The sequence below is a fragment of the Streptomyces sp. NPDC093085 genome (assembly GCF_040683935.1).
Taxonomy (GTDB): Bacteria; Actinomycetota; Actinomycetes; order Streptomycetales; family Streptomycetaceae; genus Streptomyces.
The window spans coordinates 251,488-275,771 of sequence record NZ_JBFBFB010000007.1 but is presented as its reverse complement, the minus strand read 5'-3'; the positions used below and the strand labels follow the sequence as shown (position 1 = coordinate 275,771).

Sequence of the window (24,284 nt, the reverse complement as noted above, 5' to 3'; positions counted from 1 at the left end):
TTGTTCTGTCGGTCGGGTGACGCGGTGCGGCCGTGGCCGTGCCACGGTGGCGGTGCACGGTGGTGGTGGGGGATGTCAGGAGTTGTGGTGGTGCCCCTTCGGCACGGTGCCGACCTTCTCGCCCTCGCCCAGGACGACGAACTGGCCCATCATTCCCTTGTCCTCGTGCTGGAGCAGGTGGCAGTGGTACATGTACGGCGTGTTCGGATCGGTGTGGCCGCGGAAGCGCATCGCCAGCCGGTAGTGCTTGCCCTGCGCCAGCAGCACCGTGTCCTTCCAGCCGCGCAGATGCGGCTCCGGCTTTCCGCCGTCGACCGTCAGCACCTGGAACTGGACGTCGTGGACGTGGAAGTTGTGCAGGAAGCCGTTGTCGTTGACCACGTCCCACACCTCCACCGTTCCCTCGGCGACCCCGAAGTCGATCCGGTCCATCGCCATCGACTTGCCGTTGATCTGGTCGGACGAGAGCACGAAAGACCGTTCCCGCGCGGGCTTCTCGCCCGCCAGATCCGGCGCGGTGCCGAGCGTCGCGGGGATCCCGGCGCTCTCCGACAGGGTGTCCGCCGCCCGGAACTGGCAGATGTCGAGACGGTCGTCGAAGCCCTCGATCCGGCCCAGCGTGCCGCCGTACTCCGACGGGTACGAGCGCAGCTCGGTCTTCTCGCCCGGCTTGAACGCGACCACGATCTCGGCGCGTTCGCCCGGCGAGAGGTAGAGGCGCTTGGTCTGCCAGGGCTCGGCGAGCAGGCCGCCGTCGGTGGCGACCAGGGAGAAGGAACGGTCGTCGGAGAACCCGAAGTTGTAGAGGCGGGCGTTGGAGCCGTTGAGCAGCCGCAGCCGTACGAGCTGGGTGGTGACGTCGACGTACGGGCCCAGGACGCCGTTGACCAGGATCTCGTTGCCGATGATGCCCAGCGCGCCGCCGAGCGGCAGCCGCTGCTCGAACTGGTTGTCCCCGTCGAAGGCGCGGTCCTGGACGATCATCGGGATGTCGTCCACGCCGTACTCGGACGGCAGTTTCGCCCCGGCCTTCGTGGGGTCCCCGGCCTTCGTGGGGTCCCCGGCGTCCTTGGGGTCCCCGGCGTCCTCGTCGTCCACGATGAGCAGGCCGCTGACGCCCCGGTACATGTGGTCGGCGGTCGCGCCGTGCAGGTGCGGGTGGTACCAGAGCGTCGCCGCGGGCTGGTCGACCGTCCACCGGGGCCGCCAGGTCTCCCCGGCCGGTACGACCTGGTGCGGGCCCCCGTCCATGGCCGCGGGCAGGTGCATGCCGTGCCAGTGCAGCGAGGTGTCCTGGTCCAGTCTGTTCCGTACGGCGAACTCGACCTGCTCGCCCCGGCGCACCCGGATGGTCGGACCGAGGTACGAACCGTTCACGCCCCAGGTGCGGGTGGCCGCCCCCGGCTTGAAGCGGGTCTCGCCCGACCGGATGCCGAGCGTGAAGACGCGGGTGCCGGACGCGTTGGTCTCCGACTCGGCGAGCGGCGGGATCGACAGCGCCTTGTCGAAGGCGATCTTGCCCACCGTGTCCTGATCCGCCGTGGCCCAGTAGACACCGTAACCACCGGTCGTCAGGGCCACCGCGCCCCCGATGCCGAATCCGAGAGCCTTCAGGGCTGTGCGTCGTTTCATGGGGTAACCGTTTCGCGAGGGCGAGGGCCTTCGCGTCGGCGCAAATTACGTAGATAGGCGGGGAGGCGGGTACGCAGAGAGACGGCTCCGCGGAGAAGCGGCTCCGCGGAGCCGGTTTCGGGGCCCGGGGGCCCGGGGCTTCCCGGAGGGCCGGACGTACGTACGTATACGTAGTTCTTACGGACGCGAAGCCGCCCCCGGGCCCGGAAGAGTCCCTGGTGGGGCCCTGCCGGGGAGAACCAGGGAGAGCCGGGGAGAGCCGGGGAGCCGGGACCCCGGGGGGCCGTTCCGACCGTACGTTCACGTTCCCGCACCCGAGGTGCCCATGCGTATCCTGTTCACCGCCGTGCCCGCGCACGGGCACATCCTGCCGCTGGCCCCCCTGATGGCCGCCGCCGCCGAGGCCGGCCACCCCGTCGCCCTGCTCACCGGCGCGGGCGACGCGGTCCGGCACCTCGTCGAGCGGGAGCTAGCCCCCGAGGTGGAGCTCCTCGACGCCGGCGCCCCGGCCGAGGAGTTCCTGGCCGAGGCCGCCCGCCGGACGGGCGGCGACCCGCTCCGGCCCGACCCGTCGATGATCGCCGAGATCTTCGGTGGCGCCCGGCTCGGCCTCGACGCGGGCCCGGCCCTCGCCCGCGCCGAGGAGTGGGCGCCCGAACTGGTCGTGGCCGAGGCCTTCGACACCGTCGGGCCGCTGGTCGCCGCCTGCCTGGGGGTGCCCTGGTACCAGATGGGGGTCGGGCCCGGGGTGGCGCCGGTCCTCGCCGAGTCCATCGCCGGCGCCGTACTCCCGCACTACGAGCGGGCCGGGGCCGAACCTCTCCCTCCGGCCGGCTATCTCGACCCGTGCCCGCCGGTGCTCCAGGATCCGGAGTGGTCCGCGCCCGCGCCCGTGCTGCCGGTACGGGCCCACGCGCACCGCCGCCCGGCCGGCGCCGGCTTCGAGGTGCCGCCGTTCGCCGACCCGGGCAGGCCGACGGTGCTGCTGACGCTGGGCACGGTCTTCTCCGACGCCGCCACCCTGGCCGCGTGCACGGCGGCCGTCGCCGACGCGGGCGTCAACATCCTCGCCACCCTCGGGGTCGCCCTTCCGCAGCCGCCCGCCGTCCCCGGCGCCGGGGACGTGCGCTTCGTACCGTTCGCCCCGCTGGACCAACTCCTCGACGGGGCGGACCTGGTGGTCGCGGCGGGCGGCTCCGGCACCGTGCTGGCCGCGCTGAGCCGGGGCATCCCGATGGTCCTCCACCCCCAGGGCGCCGACCAGCCGCTCACCGCCGCCCGCGCCGAGGCCGCCGGGGTCGCCACCGTCGTGGACTCCGCCGCCGCGCTCACCGGCGCGGTCACCCGGGCGCTGAACGACCCCGCCCTGGCCGCGCGGGCCGGGGAGATCGCCTCGTACATCGCGAAGAACCCGGCCCCCGGCGAGGTCATCGCGATCCTGACCGACACGGCACCGGGGAAGGCGACCGCCCCGGACCCCCTCGCCCCGCACGCCGCGCACCCCGGCCCCCTCGACTCGCACCCTGTGCCCCCCGCCCCCGACGGACTCCCGTCGCACCCCGTGCTCCCGGTCCTCGACGACCTGGCCCGCGTGGTCCGCGCCGGGACCCCCGAGCAGGACCCGGCCCCGACGCCCTGCGACGGCCTCGACGTGGCCGGGCTCCGCCGCCATCTCCTCGGCGGCCTCGGGTACTTCGCCCTCGCCTTCGCCGACCCCGAGGGCGACCGGCGCCCGGACCCGCGCGCCTACACCGGTCCCGACGGGCCCGACATCCTGCTCGCGACGATCGGGGAGCTGTCGGCGGTCGTACGGGCCGCACTCGCCGACGGCATCACGACGGCCCCGGTACAGGTGCCCGCGCTGGGCGGCACATTCCCCGGCGCGTACGTCCTGAGCATGCTGGTCGCCGAAGTCACCGTCCACGGCTGGGACATGGCCCGCGCCACGGGCCGGAGCTGGCACCCGGACCCCGCCGCCTCGGAACAGGCGTACGCGCTCCTCGCCGACCAGATCCGGCCGGAGTTCCGGGGCGGCGACGGCCTGCCCTTCGCCCCCGAGGTCCCGGTGGCCCCGGACGCCCCCGCGCTGGACCGGCTGCTCGGCTTCGCGGGCCGCCGCCCGGAGTGGACGCCGCCCGCCCAGGGCACCGGGAGCGGCTGAGCCGGGACGGAGGAACCCGTCGCCCCGCCGAGGAGTTCGGTATACAACTCCGTTACGGAACCCGCCACTTCGTTACAGGACCCGTCACTCCGTTACGGAACCTGGCACTCCGCACCGGAACGCCCGCCTTCTCCTCCAGCTCTTAACTTCCGAACACCACCGAACAGCAGCGAACACCAACGGACATGGCCGGACACCGCCGGACACCGTCGAGCACCCCCCCTTTCCCTGGAGGCCCGTTGTCCCCCATACCCACCAGCGACGTCGACCTCTACACCGAGTCGGCGCGCATCGACCCGTACGACATCTACGCCGAGCTGCGGGCGCTCGGGCCCGTCGTGTACCTGTCCCGGTACGGCCTCTACGCGCTGCCCCGGTACGACGAGGTGCGCGCCGCCCTGATGGACTGGCAGACCTTCTCGTCCGCGCGCGGCGTCTTCGTCGACCCGGACGTGAACGCCCAGTTGGAGGGGATCACCCTCTGTAGCGACCCGCCCGAGCACACCGCGATGCGTTCGGTGCTGGGCCGGCCGCTCCGTCCCGACCGGATGCGCGAGGTGACCCCGCGCATCGAGGCCGAGGCCGACGAGGTCGTCGAACGGCTGGTCGGCCGGGGCCGGTTCGAGGTCGTCACCGAACTGGCCGAGCATCTGCCCATGACCGTGGTGTCGGACCTGGTCGGCCTCCCGGACCACGGGCGCGAGAAGATGCTGGAGTGGGCCGCGGCCATCTGGAACACCCAGGGGCCCGCCGACGAGCGCGCGGCGGCGGCCGGTCCGGTCGTCGGGGAGTTCATGGACTTCGCCTTCAACGACGCCGTGCCCGGGAAGATCCACCCCGACGGCTGGGCGGCACAGCTCTACGAGGCCGCCGAACGCGGCGAGATCCCGCGCGACAAGTGCCCCGTGATGATGCTGGACTACGTCACGCCCAGCCTGGACACCACGATCCTGGCGATCACCAACATGGTCGCGCTCTTCGCCCAGAACCCCGACCAGTGGGACCTGCTGCGCGCCGACCGCTCGCTGATCCCGCACGCGATCAACGAGTCGCTGCGGCTGGAGACCCCGGTGCCCCAGTTCAGCCGGGTGCTCACCGAGGACCACCGGATCGGCGGCGTGGAGCTGGCAGCGGGCTCCCGGGTCGCGCTGCTCTACGCCTCCGCCAACCGCGACGAGCGCCACTACCAGGACCCGGCGCGCTTCGACATCACCCGGCGCCCCTCGGACCACCTCGCCTTCGGGCGGGGCGAGCATGTCTGCGTCGGGATGCACCTCGCCCGGCTGGAGATGGGCGCCCTGCTGGAACGCCTCGCCGACCGGGTCGCCGGCTTCACCGTCCTCGGCCGCCGCCCGATGATCAACAACGGGCTGCGCGGCCTCGACCACCTGGAGGTCGCGATCGAACCGGCGGCGGCCTGAGCCGCCCCCGCCGGGCGGGCGTCGGCCGTCGGCCCGGCCCTTGGCTCAGCCGTCGGCCGGCCCCTGGCCCGGCCGCTTGGCTCAGCCCTCGGCCCCCGCCCCCTCAGCCGCCCCCTCCTCGGTCCTTACCCCCGAGGCCGAGGAGGGGGTGCCCCACGCACGCAGCTTCTCGGGGTTGCGTACGGCCCAGATACGGGTGATCCGGCCGTCAGCGACCTCGAAAGCGGCCACCGTCATGGTGGCCCCGCCCTGCTGGGCCACGAGCCCGGGGCGCCCGTTGACCGAGCGCTCCAGCAGGGTCCGGCCGGGAGCCCGGGCCGCCAGGCCGAGGAGGTGGCGGGCGATCCGCTCCGCGCCCACGACCGGGCGGAGCACCGCGCCGGCCCGGCCGCCGCCGTCCGCCGTCATCGTCGCCCCGGGGTCGAGAAGACCGACGAGGGCGGCGATGTCCTGGGCCTCCCAGGCCTGCTTGAAGTCCCTGACGATCCGGGCCCGCTCACCCGCCGGGACGGCCGGGGCCCGCGCCGCGCGGACCCGCCGCCGGGCGGACGACGCCAACTGACGGCAGGCGGCGGGGGTACGGTCCACGATCGCGGCCACCTCCGTGAACGGGTACCGGAAGACGTCGTGCAGGATGAACGCGACCCGTTCCGCCGGAGTCATCGCCTCCAGCACCACGAGGAACGCCATGTCGACCGACTCGTCCAGGGCGACCAGGTCGGCCGGGTCGCCGCCGCCCCCGCCCGCCCGGCCGGCCGGCCACTCCGTGCCGTCCGGCAGCGGCTCGGGCACCCACTCGCCCACGTACCGCTCCCGCCGCGCCCGCGCCGAGCCGAGCAGGTCGAGGCAGATCCGCCCGGTCACCGTCGTCAGCCAGGCCCCGGGCGAGGCGACGGCCTCCCGGCGCGGCCCGGGCAGGGCGTACCACCGCGCACACGCCTCCTGCACGGCGTCCTCGGCCTCGGTCAGCGAGCCGAGCAGCCGGTAGGCGAGGCCGATCAACTGCCGCCGCTCCCGGGTGATCGCGCTCAGCCCCGGATCGGCGGCCTCGCGCTCCGGCCGGATGTCCATGTGGCCACGCCCCCTTCGCTCGGCCCGCTCCCTCCCCCACATGATCGACGTACCGCCGCACGGGGAATGTGACGGGGGCCCTCCCGACCCCCGATCCCCGATCCCCGATCCCCGATCCCTGATCCCCCTCACATTCCGCACGGCTGTGTCGTCGGAGTACCGAACGGCCGGGCGCCCGCCCGGCTCCAACGGGAGGAAGGGTTCACCATGCCCGTACGGACGAGGAAATGGCGCCACGACCCCAGGTTCGGCACGGCCCTGAGAGCGGCGCTCGCCCTCCAGACCCTGGCCGTCTTCTTCCAGGCGGCCACCGCCGGGCTGCTGCTCTCCACGTCGTACGGGGAGCCGCTGCACAGCGCCGGGGCGCGCGGGATGTACGCCGCTTCGATGCTGTACGTCCTCACCGCCGTGCTGGCCTGGCGCCCGGGCGGCGCCTCCCCGAGGCCCGTCCTGTACGCGACCGGCTTCCTGGTCCTCGCCTCGGTCCAGGTGGTCCTGGGCATCGCCCACGCGGTGGGCTGGCATGTCCCGCTGGGCACCCTGATGTTCGGCCTGAGCCTCCTCGAACTGGGCCGGATGGTCATCGACCACCGCCGCACCCCGGCGGGGTAGCCGGGGCGGGCCCCTACGCCCCCTCCGTACGCTCCGTCCCCTCCGTACGCTCCGTCCCCTCTGTACGCTCCGTCCCCTCCGTACGCTCCGCCCGCGTCTGGATCAGGCCGTGCGTGCCGCTGGTCCGCCACGCCTCCCCGGTCGCCTCCAGAGCGGCCAGTGTCTCCCCGCCCAGCCCCACGATCACATCGGACTTCAGGGTGCGCAGCGCGGTCACGGGACCGGGGAAGTACGCCACCCGCTCGGCGAACGGCGTCGTGGCGGGCCAGTGCCGGTCGCCCACCAGGCGGCGGTAGTTCAGGTCGCCCTTGACCACCGTCACCGCGGCCCCGGCCAGTTCGGCGCGGAGACCGTCCGGCATCGCCTCGAACGGCAGCGGCGCCCGGAAGAAGTCGTGCGCCCGTACGCCGAGGCGGCCGGTCGCCATCGTCGCCCAGAGCCGCTTGCCGATCTCCGCCGCGTACCCGGGCGCCCCGCTCAGCCGCCGTACCGCGTCGACCACATCCGCGAGCGTCGCGTCGGAGACGTAATACGGGCACGGCTTCACATGGAGGACGGCGCGGGTCACCCGGCCCGTGCGCAGCAGATGGTCCAGGAGGACGAGATCCGGGATCAGCTCACGCCCCGCGTTGTCCGCGATCAGATGGACGGCGCGCTCCGTGGCGGGCGGCGCCCCGTCCACCCGCGCGGGCAGCAGCGACCAGAGCGCGCTGCTCTCGTCCGCCACCAGCGGCCCGCCGGAGGAGGACGAACCGGGGGAGGGGAGGAAGGAGCCGGGAGCCGGGGATGGCGTGCCGGCGGCCGGGCCCGGGGCGGCCGGGGCGGCCGGGGCGGACATCCGGAAGCCCAGGTCGGCCCGGTTGCCCCAGAGCGAAGCCAGCAGGAGCGCGTACGCCTGCTCGTCGCCGCGCCGCTCGGGCCCGTCCGTCAGCATGGCGAGCCCGTCCAGCGCCGTCAGCTCCTCGTCCACCGCGTCCGTGGTCAACTCGGCCCGCTTGAACGGCGCGAAGGGGTCCATCCCCTGCCACGGGCCCGGCGTCCAGTAGCCGACGGCGCCCAGCAGCCTGCGGTAGAAGTAGCTCTCGCTCCACAGGAACGGCGCCTCGCCCCACGGCCGCCCCACATATCTGTCGCACCCCCACTCCACCCACCGGTCGCGGTCATGGGCGTCGGCACCGAGCGGCCCCATGACCCCGTCCGTGACCTCGGCGCGGAGCGTGTCCAGCGCCTCGTGCTGCGCCGGGCCGTACGGGAACGCCTCCCTGACCTGCTCGATGAGCGCCGGATGGCGGTTCTCCAGGACACTCCGGGCGAACGACCCCGGCTCGTCACCCCGGATCTCGGGCGCCTCGTCGTCTGCTGCGGGTACCGTCGGCACCCCGGGCATCGCCTTCATCTGCTGCTCCTTCTCCCTCCGGACATTCCCCCTGCTCCTCCTGCCCTCCCTACTCTTCCGGATCCCGCTCCTCTCGCACCACAGGGGCGACGGGGGCGACGGGGGCGGCAGGGGCGACGGGGGCGCGCCGCGGCGGGAAGGGTATGGCGGCCAGCACCGGCAGCACCCACTCCTCCTCGTAAGCGAGGTGCGCCGTCAACTCGACGCTCATCCGATCCAGTTCGGCACGGAACCGGTCCGGGGCCACCGTGTCCACCCCGGCCAGCAGCGCCACCAGCTCCTCCTGGATCCGGGCGACCGTCCGGTGCTCCTCGGCGAGCCGGGCGAACACCCCGGCCAGCTCCGGGTGGCCGCCCGCGAGCGCCGGGAACATGTGCTGGTCCTCGCCGGTGTGGTGGAAGGTCAGCGACTGGCAGAACGCCAGGCAGTGCTGGCGCAGTTGCAGCCCGAGCCCCGGCACCGGCGCCGCCGCCCCAGGACCCTGCCGCACCGCCGCCGCCCGCGCGGCGAAATGGGCGTCCGCCTCGCTCCGTACATGCGCCAACTGCGCCCGCAGCCAGGTGTGGACCTCCAGCAGCTTCTCCGCGAGATTCGCGGCCGGCGCCCCGGCGCCGGCCGGCCCCTGGGCCGCGTCCGGCTCCGGCTCGGAGCGCTCCAGCACCACCACCGGGAGGGTGCGCACCGTGCTCTCCTGGTACGCGGAGTACCCGGGCGCCACCGCCACCGCCCGTGCGAAGAGCGCGTCACGCCGCGCGCCCTCGGCGGGGACGGCGACCGCCCCGTACGTGAGGGTGCCGATCTCCACCCGCACCATGGGATGGGCGAGCAGATTGTGGTACCAGGCGGGGTGGCGGTCGGCGCCGCCCGCCGAGCCGATGACCATCAGCAGGTCACCGTCGCGTACACAACCGAGCGGAACCGTGTGCTCCGCCCCGGAACGCGCCCCGGTGGTGGTCAGCAGCAGAAGTTCGCCGCCCTCGAAAGGGCCACCGACCTTTCCCGCGTTGGCGCGGAACTCCTCGATGACGGACTGGTTGAAGGAGTTGAAGGAGTTGAGCGAAGTGGGCATGCGGAAGCGACTCTCCAGGAAAGGTGAAGGAAAGGGTGAGGGAAACGAACAGGACGGGGATCACGGGGAACCGGAGCCCACCGGATCGGATACGCCGGACCGGATACGCCGGATCGGTACGCGGGATCGGTACGCGGGATCGCACAGGACGGACCGGATACGCCGGAACGCATACGTCGAACCGGATACGCCGGAACGGAAAGGGGAACGCCCGGCCGGAGGCCCGGGGCGTTGGTCAGACGCGGGGTGCGGAGTATGAACTCATGGCATCGTCCCTCGGTAAAGGTGTCCGCTCGAACACCGGCCCGCCCACTGCTCTTCGGCCGGAGTCGCGCTACACGCGCCCCATTACAGTCACCCGGGCCGCCCGCTGTCAATCCGGAAGCATTCATCCCTCTCGCACACGGGGCCGATTCCCTGCCGGGGCCCCCTCCCCGCAACTCCCGCCCGCAATAGCCCACTCGGGTGACGCGGGCTCACGGATTTTCTCCTCCGGCCACTACTGTGCCCAGACATGACCACCACCAATACCGCCGCGAACAACGCCCATTACGTCGCTCTCCTGGGCACCCTCTCGGTGATTCCCTGGACCAGCGACCCGGCCGACGGCCAGCGCAACGCGCCCTTTCTGCTGGCCTATTCGCTCGGTGACGGCCGCGAGGGCCCGGAGGCCGGGGCGGAGGCGATGCGTACGGTCCTCTCGGACATCGGGCTGCTGCCCGGCGGCGATCTGATCGATGCCGCCCAGGCGCCCCACCTCCCCATCAAGCTGCTCGTCGAGGCCGGCCGCGCCGTGCTGACCATGCCGTATCTGAACGCGCAGTGCCCCGTCCCGCCGGAGTGGGAGCGCGACGCACGCGAGTTCGGGCAGGTCTACTTCCTCGTCGCCACCCTGCCGTGGGCCGAGGGCGTCCCCGGCCGTCCGGTCGCCGAGGACCAACTGCGCGCCTTCGCGGGGAACGAGGAGATGCTCACCAGCGCCGCGCACTGCCTGCTGCCGGTACGCGGTCTGCGCGGTTGAGCCCCGACATGGCAGCGACAGTCACGGGGCGCGGCTCCGCCCCGGCGGTCACGGGGCGCGGTTCCGTCCCGAAGGCGCGCGACGGCGAGACGGCCGGAGACAGAAGGACACGGGAGGCGGGCGGCGCCGGACGGGCGTTCGCGCTGCTGCTGGTCGGGACGGGCGCGGCGGGGCTGCTGGCCGCCTGGGTCATCACGCTCGACAAGTTCAAACTGCTGGAGGACCCGGACTTCACCCCGGGGTGCAGTCTCAACCCGGTGGTCTCCTGCGGCAACATCATGAAGAGCGCCCAGGCGTCCGTCTTCGGCTTCCCCAACCCGATGCTGGGTCTGGCGGCGTACGCGGTCGTCGTCTGCGTCGGCATGGGGCTGCTGGCCGGGGCCCGTTACCGGGGCTGGTTCTGGCGCGGGCTGAACGCGGGGACGCTCTTCGGCGTCGGGTTCTGCACCTGGCTCCAGTACCAGTCGCTGTACGAGATCAACGCGCTCTGCCTCTGGTGCTCGCTGGCCTGGGCGGCGACCATCCTGATGTTCTGGTACGTCACGGCCCACAATGTCCGTACCGGCGTACTGCCCGCGCCGGCCGCCCTGCGGGGTTTCCTCGGCGAGTTCGCCTGGGTGCCGCCCGTGCTGCACATCGGGGTCATCGGGATGGTGATCCTGGCGCGCTGGTGGGACTTCTGGACCAGTTAGCCGACGGGCCTGCCGAACGGCCCCGCCCGGCCCTCAGGCCGTACCCGCGCGGTACGGAGTGAGGGCCGGGCGACCGGGTTTCCCGCCGGCCGATCCCCGAGTCGGCCGACCTCCTGTCGGCCGGGTCTGCTGCCGGCCGACCTCCTGCCGGCCGGGTCTGCTGCCGGCCGACCTCCTGCCGGCCGGTCTCCTACTGGCCGAGGGGGAGTCCGCCGAGCAGTTGGCCGCCCTGCTGGGGCTTGTTCAGGCTGTCGGTGGCTCCCTTGACCGCGTTGAGCACCGAACCGCTGTTCTCGGTGTCCAGCGCGTTGGTGTTGATCGGCTTGACGCCGTCCCGCAGACCCTGGCTCGCGACGGTGTCCAGCGCGCCGTTCAGGCTGAGCGACGGCGACGTCGGCGCCTGGGCGGCGAACGCCGGGGCTGCGGCCCCCAGGGCGGCCAGCGAACCGGCGACGGCGGCGGCGACCTTCACGGACTTCATGGGCTTCGTGGACTTCATGGTGAATCCTTCTCCGTTGGCTGCCCGGCGGTGTTCTCCGGGCATGGTGTCCGTCAGGGGTCTTGTCTTCTCTAACGATTCCCCGGCGTCCCGGAAACCCCGTACCGGCGGAATTCTGGGGGGAATTGCCGGAAGGCGGACGCGGAAAAGCCGCCCTGCCCTTGGGGGTAGAGCGGCTCCACTGATGAAAGTGACCGCGTCAGCCGTTGACGCAGACGTTCCCGAACGCCGGGTTCAGGATGCCGATGACGTCGACGGTGTTGCCGCAGAGGTTGATCGGAACGTGCAGCGGGACCTGGATGATGTTGCCGGAGATCACGCCCGGGGAGCCGACGGCCGCGGCCGAGGCGCCACTGTCGGCGAAGGCGGCACCGGAGGCACCGGCGACAGCGGCGGCGGCCGCGGTGGAGAGAACAACAGCCTTGGCGATACGCGACATGGGGAAAGGCTCCTCGGTCGTAGGGGGGATGACATGGCGCACCGGGCGTGATTGCCCGACTTATGGATCAACGCCGGGGACAAGCAGAGGTTGCGGGTCCGAAGGGGTGAAGATGGTGGGCCGCCCGGCGGTGGGTGCCGGGCGGATTTCTCCCCGCTCGGCCGTACGTTCCCGGCGTTTCGGCGCGTCTGGCGTGATTTTCAGCCCGCGCTCTGTAATCGTCCCGTCTTGTTTTCAACTTCCGAGGCGGAGAACGGATATGCGCCCTTCTCCCCCCGTGTTTCCCCCGAGTGGAAAGAGTCGTGCGTGCAGCCACCATCGCGCAGGACCGGGGCCGGATTCACCGCGCTCCATCTCGTCCAGCCCGTCGAGGGCGGCGTGGCCCAGGTCGTGCTCGACCTCGTCACGGCGCAGGTGGACGCGGGGTTCCGGGTCGTCGTCGGCTGTCCCGGCGCCGGCCCGCTCGCCGGGGCCGCGGCGGTGCGCGGGGCCGAGGTGCACCCCTGGCGGGCCACCCGCGCCCCGGGGGCCGGGGTGGTGCGCGAGGTACGGGAGGCCGCCCGGCTGGTCCGTGCGGTGCGCCCCGACCTGCTCCACGCGCACAGCGCCAAGGCCGGGCTCGCCGGCCGGCTCGCCGTCCGAGGGCGCGTCCCGACCGTGTTCCAGCCGCACGCATGGTCCTTCGAGGCGGCCCACGGGGTGACCGCGCGGCTGGCCAGGGGCTGGGAGCGGTGGGCGGTGCGATGGACCGACCGGGTCCTCTGCGTCAGCGAGGCGGAGCGCCGTACCGGGGAGCGCGCGGGCATCGAGGCCGCCTGGTCCGTCGTACGGAACGGCGTGGACCTCGTACGCTTCCACCCGCCCGCCCCGGAGCCGGTCCCCGCCCCCGGGCCGGCAACGGCCGCCGCCGCACCGGGGTCCGCCGATCCGGCCGCCGCCTATCCAGTCGCCGTCGGCCTGGCCGCCTCCGGTCCGGCCGCCTCCGGCCCGCCCGCCGCCGCACCGGACGCCGCGCACCCGGCGGAAGGTCTCGCCGCCGCCCGCGCCGGGCTGCCGCTGCTCGCCGGGGTGCCGGACGGCGCGCCCGTCGTGCTCTGCGTCGGGCGGCTCTGCCCGCAGAAGGGCCAGGACATCCTGCTCCGCGCCTGGCCCTCGGTCGTGCGGCGCTTCCCCGCGGCGCGGCTGGTCCTGGCCGGCGACGGGCCCGACGCCGCCGCGCTGTGCGCCGCCGCCCCGCCCTCCGTGCTCTTCGCGGGCGCGGTGCCCGACACCGCGCCCTGGTACCGGGCCGCCGACCTCGTGGTGCTGCCGTCCCGCTGGGAGGGCATGGCCGTGGCGCCGCTGGAGGCGATGGCGAGCGGCCGGGCCGTCGTCCTCAGCGATGTGGACGGCGCGCGCGAGAGCCTGCCGCCGGGCGCGCCCGCGTCCTGCCTCGTCCCGCCCGAGGACCCGGCCGCGCTGGCGGGCGCCCTCGGCGCCCTGCTCGCCGACCGGCCGCTGCGCGAGGCCGTCGGCCGTCTGAGCCTGCGTCATGTCCGCGACGGCTACGACGTGCGGGAGACCGCGCGTGCGGTCACGGACGTGTACCGCTCCGTCGCCGCCGTGCCGCGCCCCGGACGCGGGGAGGCGATCCCCCAGTGACCACGGACCCCTCGGTGACCACGGACGGTGCCGGTGTTCCCCTGCCGCCCGGCCGGGCCCGCACCACCCGGCCCCGTACCACTCAGCCCCGTACCGCCGAGGCCGGGCCCGCCGCGCGGCTCTCGCTCGACAAACGGCCGCTGCCCGCCCCCGGCCCGCGCACCTTCGACCAGCACGTCCTCGACCAGCCGGGCCGCCAGGACACGCGCGGTGCGGGGCGCGGGCCGCTCGTCCGGGCGCCCCGCGACGCCACCGACCGGGTCGCGCTGCCGCCCCGCCGTACCCCCGTCCGCGCCGCCCTCCGCTTCGGGCTGCCCCTCGTCGCCGTCGACGGGCTCGCCGTGCTGCTCTCCGCCGCCGCGCTCGGCGACCCGGAGCGGAACACCCTGCCGGCCCTCCCGCCGGCCGTTCCGCTCGCCCTCCCGCTCGCCCTTCCGCTCTTCGTCTGTGTGACCCTGCTCCACGCGCACGCCGGGCTCTACCGCCCCGGGACCGTCCTCTCCGGCCTCGACCAACTGCCCGCGCTCGCCGCCCGTACCGCCGTCGCCTGGTGCGCCGTCGCGGCCCTGCTCGCCGCCCACTTCCCCGCCCACACGCTGAGCCTCGCCGCGCTGGCGGGCGGCGCCGCCGTCCAGCTCGCCGTCTCCGGCGCGGGCCGCTCGCTGCTCCACACCCGGCGCCGCGCCCTCGCCCGCGACCGGCTGCGCTCCGCCCTCGTCGTCGGTACGGGCCCGGCCGCGCCCCGGCTCGCCGCGCTCCTCGCCCAGCACCCGGAGTACGGGCTGCGCCCCGTCGGCATCGCGGCCCCCGCCGCCTCCGGGGACGCCCAGGACACCCGGCCGGAACCCACCGGCCAGGACGGCGCCGGCCTCTCCCTCCCCGTGCTCACCAGCACCGAGGAGATCCACCGCGCCGTCATCCGGAACGGTGTCCAGGAAGCCCTGTTCGTCGGTGCCGGGACAGGCGCCGATGCCGATGTCGACGCCGACGCCGCGGCCGGTAACGCCCCCGGTACCGGGGCAGGTTCCGGCACCGGGCGCGGCGACCCCGGGACCGGCTGGGCGGGCCGGGGCGGGCTCGTCGCCCTCTTCCACGCGTACGGCTGCGCCACCTCCTTCGTCGGCACCGGCCCCTGGGCCACCGCGGCCCCGCCCGCCGTCATGGCGCACCACCTCTGGGGCTTCAGCCGCCGCCGCGTCGACCCGCCCGCCGTACGCCGCCACGCCGCGCTCGCCAAACGGCTGCTGGACGTCGTCGGCGCCGGGGCCGCCCTGCTCGCCGTCGCCCCGGTGCTCGCCGCCTGCGCGCTCGCCGTCCGGCTCGGGGACGGCCCCGGGGTGCTCTTCCGGCAGGAGCGGGTCGGGCAGCACGGCCGCCACTTCACCCTCCTGAAGTTCCGTACCCTGCGCCCCTCCGACGACCACGAGTCCGCCACCCGCTGGAACGTCGCGGGCGATCTGCGCATGAGCCCGGTCGGCGCCTTCCTCCGCCGTACGTCGATGGACGAGCTGCCCCAGCTCTGGAACGTGCTGCGCGGTGACATGAGCCTGGTCGGGCCCCGGCCCGAACGCCCCTTCTTCGTCGCCAACTTCAGCAAGACCCTGCCGGGGTACGCGGCCCGCCACCGGATGCCCGTCGGCATCACCGGGCTCGCCCAGGTGCACGGGCTGCGCGGCGACACCTCCATCGAGGAGCGTTCCCGCTTCGACAACCACTACATCGACCACTGGACGCTCTGGCAGGACATCTGCATCCTGGTCCGCACCGCCGTCTCCCTCGTCCGCCCGGCGGGAAGCTGATGGCCACCGGCGCCATGGAGGTACGAGGGGTGCCGGGCGTACGAGGGGTGCCCGGCGTACGGGGAGTACCGGTACGGCTCCGGGGCGGCGCTGCGCTGCGGCGGGCCGCCCCGCTGCTGCCGGCCCTCGCCGTCGTCGCGCTGCTGATGGTGCCCGCCCCGCCGGCCGGGGACGGCTCCGCCGGGTCCGGGAGCGTGGCCGACGCCGCCTCCGCCGTCCTCGTCCTCCACTGCCTCGTCCGTGTCCTGCGCACGCGGGAGCGCCCGCTGACCCGTACCGCCGCCGGTGTCCTCGGGCTCCCGGTGCTCGGGGTGACCGTCGCCGCGCTCACCGCCGAGGAACCGGCCGCCACCCTCCCCGGGCTCGCCCGCTACCTCCAGATCTTCGTGCTCGTCCCCATGGCCCTGCTGCTCCTGATCCGGGACCGCCGTGACTTCCGGCTGGTCGCCGGGGCCGTCGTCGTCCTCGCGCTGGCGCAGGGGGCGATCGGCGCCGGGCAGTTCCTCACCGGCACCGGCGCCTCGTACCAGGGCGAGGACATCCGTGCCGTCGGCACCTTCGGGCCCACCGATGTGATGGGGATGGCCACCGTCGTCGCGTACGGGCTGGTGATCGCCACCGGTTACGCGCTGGGCCCGGGGCCCGGATCCCGCGGCGAGGGCGCCCCGCGCGGGCGGCGGTTCCTCGCGCTCGGGTGTGCCGCGCTGCTCGCCGTCCCCCTCCTGCTCTCCTTCAGCCGGGGCGCCTGGATCGCCACCGCCCTGGCGCTCGCCGCGCAGCTCGCGCTCTCGGGGCTCCGCAGGGCCGTCACGGTGGCGCTGGCCGCCGGGGCGCTCGGGGTGGTCCTCGTCGGCGGGCTCGGCATCGGCTCGCGGATGGTCACCGAACGGGTCGACTCGATCGCCCATGTCGCCGACGCGCCCGACCAGTCCGTCACCGACCGGTACACGATGTGGGCGGCGGCCACCGACATGTGGCGCGGGCGGCCCGTCACCGGCGTCGGGCTGAAGGGCTTCCCCGCCCACCGCGACGCCCACGCCTCCCTCGCGCTCTCGGCGGGCAGCGACACCGCCGGCGCAGGGACGGGGTTCCAGCGGCAGCCGCTGCTCTCCCCGCACAACATGTATCTGCTCGTCCTGAGCGAACAGGGGCTGCTCGGCACCGTCGCCCTCGTGGGGAGCTGGGCCGCGCTCCTGGTGTGCGCGGTACGCCGACTCCGTACCCCGCAGGGCACGGGCGGGGCGGAGTGCGGGCTCGTCGTGACCGGGCTGCTGGTCTGGCAGTTGGCGGACTTCGGGTACGCGGACATCGGCGGCCCCTCGACCGTCCTGACCGCCGTGCTCCTCGGCCTCGCCGCCTGGTGGGGCCTGGGCCGTCCCCGTACCGGAAGCGCCGTACCGGGCGGGGCCGCGGCGTGAGCGATACGACCCACCCCCGCCCCGCGCCCCCGCCCGCCGCGGTCCCGCTGCCGGCACCCCCCGCGCCCCCGCCGCTCCCCGTCGCGCCGTCACCCGTACCGCCCGTAGCGTCCGTACCGCCCGTATCCCCGGAGCAGGCGGTACCGCCCGTACCGCCCGCGCCGGGGCCCGCCGCGCCCGCGCCGGCCGGTGAACCCTCGGGGCGGTTCCTGGCGCGGGCCGCCGTGCTGACCGCCGTGCTCACGGCGGGCGGTTCGCTCCTCGGGCTGGTCCGCGACCAGACCATCGCGCACCTGTACGGCGCGGGCCCCGAGACCGACGCCTTCCTCGTCGCCTGGACCGTGCCCGAGGTCGCCGCCACGCTCCTCATCGAGGACGCCATGGCGCTGATCCTCGTCCCGGCCTTCGCCCTCGCCCTCGCCCGCCGCGCCGCACGCGCCCGTACGACGAGCAGCGAGAGCGACACCGGCACCGGCACCGGCCGTGACACCGACCCCGTACGGCAGCTCAACCGGGCCACGCTGCCCCGGCTCTTCCTCGCGCTCAGCGCGCTCGCCGCCCTGCTCGTCGCCGTCGCGCCCTGGGCGGTCGCCGTCCTCGCCCCCGGTCTCGCCGAGCCCCGGCTGGCCGTCGACTGCACCCGGCTGACCGCCACCTCGATCCTCACCTACGGGATCGCGGGGTATTGCAGCGCGGCGCTCCGCGCGCACAGCAGCTTCGTCTGGCCCGCCGCGATCTACGTCGCCTCCAACGTCGGCATCATCTCCACGATGGTGCTCGCCGGGTCGGAGTGCGGGGTGCGGGCGGCCGGGGCCGGGGTCGCCGTCGGCGGCGTCCTGATGGTCCTGATCCAGCTCCCCCCGCTCCGGAACAAGCTGACCGGACGCCACGCCCCGGACGGCCGGGAACCGCACCCCGCCCCCGGCCCCCCGGCCCCCGAAGCGGGGACGCCCGCGCCCCTCGCGCCGTCCGTCGCCCAGCCGCTCGCCCCGCCCGTCGCGCTCGGGATGCTCGCCCCCGTCATCGTCTTCGCCCTCGGCCGCCAGTCGCAGGTGCTCATCGAGCGGTTCCTCGCCGCGCCGCTCCCCGCCGGTGCCATCTCGCATCTCAACTACGCGCAGAAGGTCGCCCAGATCCCGATGACCCTCTCCCTGATGCTCTGCACCGTCACCTTCCCGGTCGTCGCCCGCGCCATGGCCGCCGGGGAGACCGACCGGGCCAGGCGGCGCGTCGAGCGGGATCTCGCGCTCGCCGCGATCATCGTGCTGACCGGCGCCGCCACCGTTCTCGCCTGCGCCCCCGAGATCATCCAACTCCTCTTCCAGCGAGGGGAGTTCCGCCCCGCCGACACCGCGGCGACCGCCGCCGTGATGCGGGTGTACGCGCTCGGGCTGCTCGGCCACTCCCTCGTCGGGGCGCTCGTACGGGGGTACTTCTGCGCCGCCCGCCCGCTCTGGTTCCCCGCCCTCGCCATGGCCGCCGGGCTCGTGCTGACCGGCTCGGCGGGCGCCCTGCTGGTGGACGTCTGGGGGGTGCGCGGCATCGCCGCCGCCAACGCTCTCGGGATCACCCTCACCGCCGTCCTCATGCTCCGCGGGCTCGGCCGCCACAGCGTCCCCGTCGCCGCCCGCCAGGTCGCCGCCGGGCTGGCCAGGCTCGCCGCCGCCGCTGCCGTGGCCACCGGGGCCGGCCGGCTCGTCGCCGCGCTCCTGCCCTCGCCGGCGCTCGCCGTGCTCGCCGCCGCGCCGGTGGTGGCCGTGGTCTTCCTGCTCGCAGCGCGGGCGCTCGGCGCCCCCGAGACCGGCCCGCTGCTCCGTTCCCTCGCCCGCCCCTTCGCCCGGTCCCTCTCCCGGTCCCCCTCCCGCCCCTTCTCACGAAAGCCCGCCGATGACCGCTGACCCGGCCGACCGCGCCCCCCGAAGGCCCGCCCCCGCCAGGCCCGCCCCCCTGTGGGTCGCCATGTACCACTCGGTCGCCGACCCCGCCGACGACCCCTATCAGGTGACCGTCTCCCCGAACCGCCTCGACCGGCAGCTCCGCTGGCTCCGCCATCAGGGCCTGACCGGGGTCTCCCTGGCCGAGCTGCTGCGGGCCCGTGCCGAGGGGCGCGGCGCCGGGCTCGTCGGGCTCACCTTCGACGACGGGTACGCCGACTTCCTGACCGCCGCCGTCCCCCTCCTCCACCGCCACGGCTGCACCGCCACGGTCTTCGTCCTCCCGGGCCGCCTCGGCGGGACCAACGTCTGGGACACCCCCGGCCCCGTCAAGCCCCTGCTCACCGCCGACGGGATCCGCGAGGCCGCCGCCGCGGGCATGGAGATCGGCTCCCACGGGCTGCGCCACACCGATCTCACCACCGCCGACGACGCCGTGCTCACCGCCGAGACCGCCCGCAGCAGGGCGGAGCTGACCGCCCTCACCGGCCACCCCGTGGCCGGCTTCTGCTACCCGTACGGGAGGGCCGACGCCCGGGCCCTCGCCGCCGTCCGCGCCGCCGGGTACGGGTACGGCTGCGCCATCGACCCCGGACCGCTGACCGGGGTGCACGCCCTGCCCCGTATCCACCTCGGCGAACGGGACACCACCCCCCGGCTCCGCCTCAAACGGCTGCTGCACCACCGGCGCCGTACCCCCGTCCCGGCCACCGCCTACGCCGAGTACGCCGCGTACCTCCGTACCACCACCGCCACCACCCCCGCCTCCGCCGGTACCCCCGCGACCCCGGCGGTCGCCCCATGAAGGTCCTGCATGTCATCACCGGCCTCGGCATCGGCGGCGCCGAGCAGCAACTACGGCTCCTGCTCCGCCAGTTGCCCACCCACCACGAGGTCGTCACGCTCACCGAGCCGGGCGCCGTCGCCGCCGGGCTCGCCGCCGACGGGGTGCGCGTCGCCCACCTCGGCATGGCGGGCAACCGCGACCTCGCCGCGCTGCCCCGGCTGGTCCGGCTGATCAAGCGGGGGCGGTACGACCTCGTCCACACCCACCTCTACCGTGCCTGCTTGTACGGCCGGATCGCCGCTCGGCTGGCCGGGGTGCGGGCCGTCGTCGCCACCGAACACTCCCTGGGCGCCGTCCAGATCGAGGGCCGCCCGCTCACCGCCGCCGTCCGCGCCCTCTACCTCACCGGGGAGCGCCTGGGCACCGCCACCGTCGCCGTCTCCCCGACCGTCGCGCGCCGGCTGGAGCGCTGGGGGGTGCGCAGGGACCGTATCCACACCGTCCCCAACGGCATCGAGGCCGCCCGCTTCGGCTACGACGAGAAGGCGCGGCGCGCCGCCAGGGAACGGCTCGGGATCCCCGAGGACGCCTTCGTCGCCGGGGGTGTCGGACGGCTCGCCCCCGGCAAGCGGTACGACCGGCTGGTCCGCGCCGTCGCCGAACTCCCGGGCGCCCGGCTTCTGCTGTGCGGGGACGGGCCGGAGCGGCCCCGGCTGCTGCGGCTGGCGGAGGAGCGCGGCGCGGGCGACCGGATCCTGCTCCCCGGCGCCTGCGAGGACCCCCCGGCCGTACCGCACCCGGGGGACCTGCCCTCGCTGCTCGCCGCCATGGACGCCTTCGTCTCGACCTCCCACGACGAGGCGTTCGGGCTCGCGGTCGTCGAGGCGCTCGCCGCCGGGCTCCCGGTGCTCCATGTCGCCTGTCCCGCCCTCCAGGACCTGCCGCCCGAGTCCGCGCCGGGCGCCCGCCGGATCAGCGGCTCCGTGCCGGGGCTCACCGAGGAGCTGCGGCGCCTGCGCGACCTGGGCCCGCACCGGCACCCCGTGCCGCCCGCCGTCCACCACTACGACATCGCCCGCAGCGCCGCCGCGCTGATGGCCGTCTACGCGAGCGCGCTGGGCGGCATGTCCCCCACCCGAGAGGCGAGTTGGTCATGACGCAGCAGCCCAGGACACCCCGCCGCACCCCCGGCCTCCGCGCCCGGCGCGCCACCCCCCGGGACCGGGCCGCACGCCCCGCCGGGGCCCCGGCGCCCGCCCCGGCCACGTCCGGGGCGGCGTCCCGGGCCGAGGCCGCGCCCCCCGCGCCCTCGGCCGCCGCCCCGCCGCCCGCACCACCACGCGCGTCGCCCGCGCGGACCAAGCCGCCGCTCCGGGCCCGGGCAGGGGCGCGCGCGGGGGCGCGGCTGCGGGCGCGCGGCTCCGCGCTGGTGCGGGCCGCGCTGGCGGGGGGCCGCTGGGCCGTGCCGGCCGCCGTGCTCGCCGGGGCGCTCGCGGGCGGGGGGTACGGGACGCTCCGCACCCCGGAGTACACGGCGACCAGCTATGTCGTCGTCGTATCGGCCGAGGGGTCCGACCCGGCCGCCGCGCTCGGCTTCGCCACCGCGTACGGGCGGGTCGCCGCCCAGGTCGCCGTGGTCGGCGACGCGGCGGTCTGGGCCGGGGTGCCGGTGGCGACCCTGCGGGCGGGCGTCCGGACCGCGACCTCGCCCGACGCGCCCATGATCTCGGTCACCGCCACCTCGCCGAAGCCGGAGACCGCCGTCGCCATGGCGGACGCCGTGGCGCGCTCGCTGGTCGTCAACGGCGCCCAGACGCAGGAGAGTACGCGCGTACGGGTCCTCCCCTTCACCCGCGCCGTCCGGCCCACGGACCCGGTCACCGTCTCCGCGCCGCTGGCCGCGCTGGTCGGCGGCTGCGCGGGCGGGCTGCTCGGCGGGCTCGCCCTGCTGGCCCGGCCCCGCCGCCACCCCGGGAACCCCGCGCCCGCACCCGCACCCGGGCCCGAGCCCGCCCGCGCGCCCGCCCCCGCCCCCGAGGCGAGTGGGCCCGCCCCCGAGGCGCGTGGCGGGCCCGCCCCCTCCGTCCCCGTCCCCGCGCCCGCCTCCGCCGGTCACCCCGCCGCGCCCCGCACGGAACCGGTCTGATGGCCCCCGCGCCCGCGCCCGCCCCCGGTGCCCGGGTCGGTGCCGCCGCCAGGAGGGCCGCCCGCTACCTCCCCGTGGCGGCGCTGGTCACCGTCTCCCGCTCCGGCGCCGCCTTCACCACCGAGGTCTGCCGCGACCCCGCCCGCTTCGCCGAACTCGCCCCGGAGTGGGGGCGCTTGTACCGGCGGTGCGGTACGGCCACGCCCTTCCAGCACCACGCCTGGCTCGCCTCCTGGTGGCGGTCGTACGGCGGGCGCCGGCGGCTGCGCGTGCTCCTCGTACGCCGCTCGGGGGAGCTGGTCGCGGCGGTCGCCCTGATGCCGGCGCACCGCCCGCTGCCCGTCCTCGTCCCCCTCGGCGGCCCGCTCGCCGACTTCTCCGATGTCCTCCTCGCCGACGAGCACGCCGACACCGCCGCGCCCGCCCTCGCCGGGGCCCTCCACCAGTTGGCCCGTACCGCCGTGATCGACCTGCGCGAGGTACGCCCCGGGGCCGCCGCCGAACGGATCCACGACTGCTGGCGCGGGCCGAAGCGGTGGCTGGCCGACTCCGTCTGCCTGGAGCTGCCCGCCGTCCCCCTGGACGGACTGCTCGCCCGGCTGCCCGCCGGCCGCGCCCAGCGGACCCGCGCCAAGCTCCGCAAGCTGGACGCGCTCGGTATCGAGGTGCGCGAGGCCACCGGCGACGAGGTGCCGGCCGCCGTCGCGCGCCTCCTCGCGCTCCACCGCCGCCAGTGGGAGGGCCGGGGCGTCACGGCCGAGCACCTCAGCGAGCGCTTCGCCGCCCATCTCACCCGCGCCGTGACCGCGATGTCCGGCTCCGGTGACGCGCGGGTCACCGAGTTCACGCTCGCGGGCGAGGTGGTCGCCGCCGACGTCACCCTCATGTCGGGGCGGCTCGCCGGCGGCTATCTGTACGGGGCCGACCCCGCCCTGCGGGAGCGGAAGGCGGATGTCGCCACGATGCTGCTGCGGGCGGGCGCCGGGTGGATCGGGGCGAGCGGCCGGACCACGCTGAGCATGCTGCGCGGCAACGAACCCTACAAACACCACTGGCGCCCCGAGACCGTCACCAACCAGCGGCTCCTGCTCGCCAGGCCCGCGCTGGCGCCCTCGCTCCATCTGCTGGCCGCCCGGGCGGCCGGGCGCGAGCGGCTGGCCGGGCTGGTGCGGCGGGCCCGCGACGACGGCCGTGCTCCGGCGGTGCGGCGGGGCGGCGGCCGGGGATGACCCGGCCACCCGGGACCACCCGGCCGCCGCCCCGCCGGATGCCCGGCCTCAGGAGCGGAGGCGTCCCCCTCGGTCGATACGGACGCAGATCTTGCCGCCCAGCCACTTCTCCAGCCAGGAACCGAGGTTCAGCGGCTGACAGTCCTGCGGCCGCTCCGGCGTCGGGACGGGCGGCGTCGGGACAGGGGCCGTCGGGACGGGCGTCGGCTCCACGGGCGCCGTCGGCGTCGGCGTCGGTGTCGGCGTCGGCGCCGGGTCCGGCCCGTGCCCGTACAGCATGGACCGGAACACCTTCGAGGACCGGGGATTACGCGCGCACTGCCAGACGCCGTGCGGGCAGTAATCCGTGACGGTGTGGTAGAGCGGCTTGTACGTGTCGATCCACTGGAGCATGCCGCGCATGTACGCGGGGTTGTCCCCATGACGGAACAGACCCCACTCCGGATAGGAGATCACCTTTCCATGCGCGGCGGCGAAATCCACATGCTGCTGAAGTCCGTACGGCTCCTTCACCTGCTCCTCGAACGTCCGTCCGGGCGGCTGGTCGTACGAATCCATCCCGATGATGTCCACGGAAGCGTCGCCCGGATAACACTCGGTCCAGGGCACCGCGTCCCGTCCCCTGTTCGGGGCGAAATCGAACCGGAATTCCGCTCCCTCCACCGCGCGCATGGCGGTGACGATACGGTTCCAGTACGCCTTCCACGCCTCCGGGTCAGGACCGCAACGATGGGTGTACGTGGTGCCGTTCATCTCCCAGCCGAGCACGACCACCGTGTCCGGCACCCCGAGCGCGACCAGCCGCTCGGCCAGCTTCGTGAAGTGCCCGTCGTATCCCCCGGCCGCCCCTTTCCGCAGCTCACGGCGGACCGAGGGGTCCGGCACCCGCCCCTCGTTCCGCTCCAGCATCGGCACGTTGAGGACGAAGAGCCGGTCGGCGCGGGCCTTGCGCCAGGCCGCCCAGCTCTCCAGGAAATCCGGCGCGCCCTCGATGTTGGACCACACGTCCCCCGGGAGATAGGTGTGCCCCACGCGCAATTCCCGGCCGCCCAGCCATTTCTCCATGGCCGCGATACGCCGTACCCCGTCCGGGCCGTAATCGAGATACGCGCCCAGCGCGGGCGAGGGAGCGGCCGGCGGTTTCCGGTGCTCCGGGCCATCGGAATCCACCGGGGCGGAATCCACCGGAGCGGAATCCACCGAGACGCGTGGAACGGGCAGTACGGCGCCGGAGGCGAGTACCCCGGCCGCGACCACGCCCACGCAGGTGGCCGTCAGTCTGCGCCGCCGTCGACGGTTCATATCCGCTCCCTGTGA

Annotated in this window: 20 protein-coding genes; 13 read left to right on the top strand and 7 right to left on the bottom strand. The window is 75.1% G+C overall.

The features are described 5' to 3' along the window. Positions 1 to 75 precede the first annotated feature (75 nt). Complete coding sequence (locus tag AB0O07_RS21855; RefSeq protein WP_365635692.1) at positions 76 to 1,632, bottom strand: multicopper oxidase domain-containing protein; 1,557 nt, start codon at positions 1,630 to 1,632, stop codon at positions 76 to 78. A 325-nt stretch (positions 1,633 to 1,957) separates the two neighbouring features. Between AB0O07_RS21855 and AB0O07_RS21850 the strand changes: the two genes are divergently transcribed. Both AB0O07_RS21850 and AB0O07_RS21845 read left to right on the top strand, forming a co-directional pair. Continuing rightward, positions 1,958 to 3,793, top strand: coding sequence for a TIGR03086 family metal-binding protein (locus AB0O07_RS21850; protein ID WP_365635690.1), 1,836 nt, complete (start codon positions 1,958 to 1,960; stop codon positions 3,791 to 3,793). A 239-nt stretch (positions 3,794 to 4,032) separates the two neighbouring features. Then, positions 4,033 to 5,214: a cytochrome P450 gene (locus AB0O07_RS21845; RefSeq protein ID WP_365635689.1), complete on the top strand. Its 1,182-nt coding sequence runs from the start codon at positions 4,033 to 4,035 to the stop codon at positions 5,212 to 5,214. 81 nt (positions 5,215 to 5,295) lie between these two features. Here the strand turns inward: AB0O07_RS21845 and sigJ are convergent, their stop codons facing one another. After that, complete coding sequence (sigJ, locus tag AB0O07_RS21840) at positions 5,296 to 6,285, bottom strand: RNA polymerase sigma factor SigJ (RefSeq protein ID WP_365635688.1); 990 nt, start codon at positions 6,283 to 6,285, stop codon at positions 5,296 to 5,298. Between the two features lie 207 nt (positions 6,286 to 6,492). Between sigJ and AB0O07_RS21835 the strand changes: the two genes are divergently transcribed. Further along, complete coding sequence (locus AB0O07_RS21835) at positions 6,493 to 6,897, top strand: hypothetical protein (protein ID WP_365635687.1); 405 nt, start codon at positions 6,493 to 6,495, stop codon at positions 6,895 to 6,897. A gap of 13 nt (positions 6,898 to 6,910) precedes the next feature. On the opposite strand, the gene AB0O07_RS21830 is transcribed toward AB0O07_RS21835, so the two are convergent. Together AB0O07_RS21830 and AB0O07_RS21825 are read right to left on the bottom strand one after the other, a co-directional pair. Further along, complete coding sequence (locus tag AB0O07_RS21830; protein ID WP_365635829.1) at positions 6,911 to 8,284, bottom strand: damage-control phosphatase ARMT1 family protein; 1,374 nt, start codon at positions 8,282 to 8,284, stop codon at positions 6,911 to 6,913. Positions 8,285 to 8,342: 58 nt separating this feature from the next. Continuing rightward, complete coding sequence (locus tag AB0O07_RS21825) at positions 8,343 to 9,362, bottom strand: nitroreductase/quinone reductase family protein (RefSeq protein ID WP_365635686.1); 1,020 nt, start codon at positions 9,360 to 9,362, stop codon at positions 8,343 to 8,345. 514 nt (positions 9,363 to 9,876) lie between these two features. Between AB0O07_RS21825 and AB0O07_RS21820 the strand changes: the two genes are divergently transcribed. Beyond that, positions 9,877 to 10,383, top strand: a complete 507-nt coding sequence (locus AB0O07_RS21820; protein WP_365635684.1) for a DUF5949 family protein — start codon at positions 9,877 to 9,879, stop codon at positions 10,381 to 10,383. 8 nt (positions 10,384 to 10,391) lie between these two features. After that, positions 10,392 to 11,075, top strand: coding sequence for a vitamin K epoxide reductase family protein (locus AB0O07_RS21815; RefSeq protein ID WP_365635683.1), 684 nt, complete (start codon positions 10,392 to 10,394; stop codon positions 11,073 to 11,075). A gap of 190 nt (positions 11,076 to 11,265) precedes the next feature. On the opposite strand, the gene AB0O07_RS21810 is transcribed toward AB0O07_RS21815, so the two are convergent. Beyond that, positions 11,266 to 11,556 carry a hypothetical protein gene (locus AB0O07_RS21810; protein ID WP_365635827.1) on the bottom strand — a complete coding sequence of 97 codons (291 nt, stop codon included), beginning with the start codon at positions 11,554 to 11,556 and terminating at the stop codon, positions 11,266 to 11,268. A 217-nt stretch (positions 11,557 to 11,773) separates the two neighbouring features. Next, positions 11,774 to 12,013 carry a chaplin gene (locus AB0O07_RS21805; protein WP_365635681.1) on the bottom strand — a complete coding sequence of 80 codons (240 nt, stop codon included), beginning with the start codon at positions 12,011 to 12,013 and terminating at the stop codon, positions 11,774 to 11,776. A gap of 306 nt (positions 12,014 to 12,319) precedes the next feature. Here AB0O07_RS21805 and AB0O07_RS21800 point away from each other — a divergent pair, with 306 nt between their 5' ends. The 8 genes from AB0O07_RS21800 to AB0O07_RS21765 all read left to right on the top strand — a co-directional run bounded on the left by AB0O07_RS21800 (position 12,320) and on the right by AB0O07_RS21765 (position 22,967). After that, positions 12,320 to 13,654 carry a glycosyltransferase gene (locus tag AB0O07_RS21800; protein WP_365635679.1) on the top strand — a complete coding sequence of 445 codons (1,335 nt, stop codon included), beginning with the start codon at positions 12,320 to 12,322 and terminating at the stop codon, positions 13,652 to 13,654. Positions 13,655 to 14,040: 386 nt separating this feature from the next. Continuing rightward, positions 14,041 to 15,453, top strand: a complete 1,413-nt coding sequence (locus AB0O07_RS21795; RefSeq protein WP_365635826.1) for a sugar transferase — start codon at positions 14,041 to 14,043, stop codon at positions 15,451 to 15,453. Then, complete coding sequence (locus tag AB0O07_RS21790) at positions 15,453 to 16,871, top strand: O-antigen ligase family protein (protein ID WP_365635677.1); 1,419 nt, start codon at positions 15,453 to 15,455, stop codon at positions 16,869 to 16,871. The genes AB0O07_RS21795 and AB0O07_RS21790 overlap by 1 nt, the downstream gene beginning before the upstream one ends. Next, entirely contained in the window at positions 16,868 to 18,769 is a 1,902-nt protein-coding gene (locus AB0O07_RS21785) for a lipid II flippase MurJ (RefSeq protein ID WP_365635675.1), read from the top strand. The genes AB0O07_RS21790 and AB0O07_RS21785 overlap by 4 nt, the downstream gene beginning before the upstream one ends. A 61-nt stretch (positions 18,770 to 18,830) precedes the next feature. Next, positions 18,831 to 19,610: a polysaccharide deacetylase family protein gene (locus AB0O07_RS21780; protein ID WP_365635825.1), complete on the top strand. Its 780-nt coding sequence runs from the start codon at positions 18,831 to 18,833 to the stop codon at positions 19,608 to 19,610. Further along, positions 19,607 to 20,749 carry a glycosyltransferase gene (locus tag AB0O07_RS21775; RefSeq protein WP_365635673.1) on the top strand — a complete coding sequence of 381 codons (1,143 nt, stop codon included), beginning with the start codon at positions 19,607 to 19,609 and terminating at the stop codon, positions 20,747 to 20,749. Before AB0O07_RS21780 ends, AB0O07_RS21775 begins: the two co-directional genes overlap by 4 nt. Positions 20,750 to 21,021: 272 nt before the next feature. Beyond that, a complete protein-coding gene (locus AB0O07_RS21770) occupies positions 21,022 to 21,738 on the top strand; it encodes a lipopolysaccharide biosynthesis protein (RefSeq protein WP_365635824.1) in 717 nt (238 codons plus the stop codon). Further along, the gene (locus AB0O07_RS21765; protein ID WP_365635671.1) at positions 21,738 to 22,967 is read left to right on the top strand and encodes a GNAT family N-acetyltransferase; all 1,230 of its coding nucleotides are present in this window, start codon (positions 21,738 to 21,740) and stop codon (positions 22,965 to 22,967) included. The genes AB0O07_RS21770 and AB0O07_RS21765 overlap by 1 nt, the downstream gene beginning before the upstream one ends. A 48-nt stretch (positions 22,968 to 23,015) precedes the next feature. Here the strand turns inward: AB0O07_RS21765 and AB0O07_RS21760 are convergent, their stop codons facing one another. Then, positions 23,016 to 24,269 (bottom strand): glycosyl hydrolase, encoded by a 1,254-nt coding sequence (locus AB0O07_RS21760; protein WP_365635668.1) that lies wholly within the window; start codon positions 24,267 to 24,269, stop codon positions 23,016 to 23,018. Between the last annotated feature and the right edge of the window lie 15 nt (positions 24,270 to 24,284).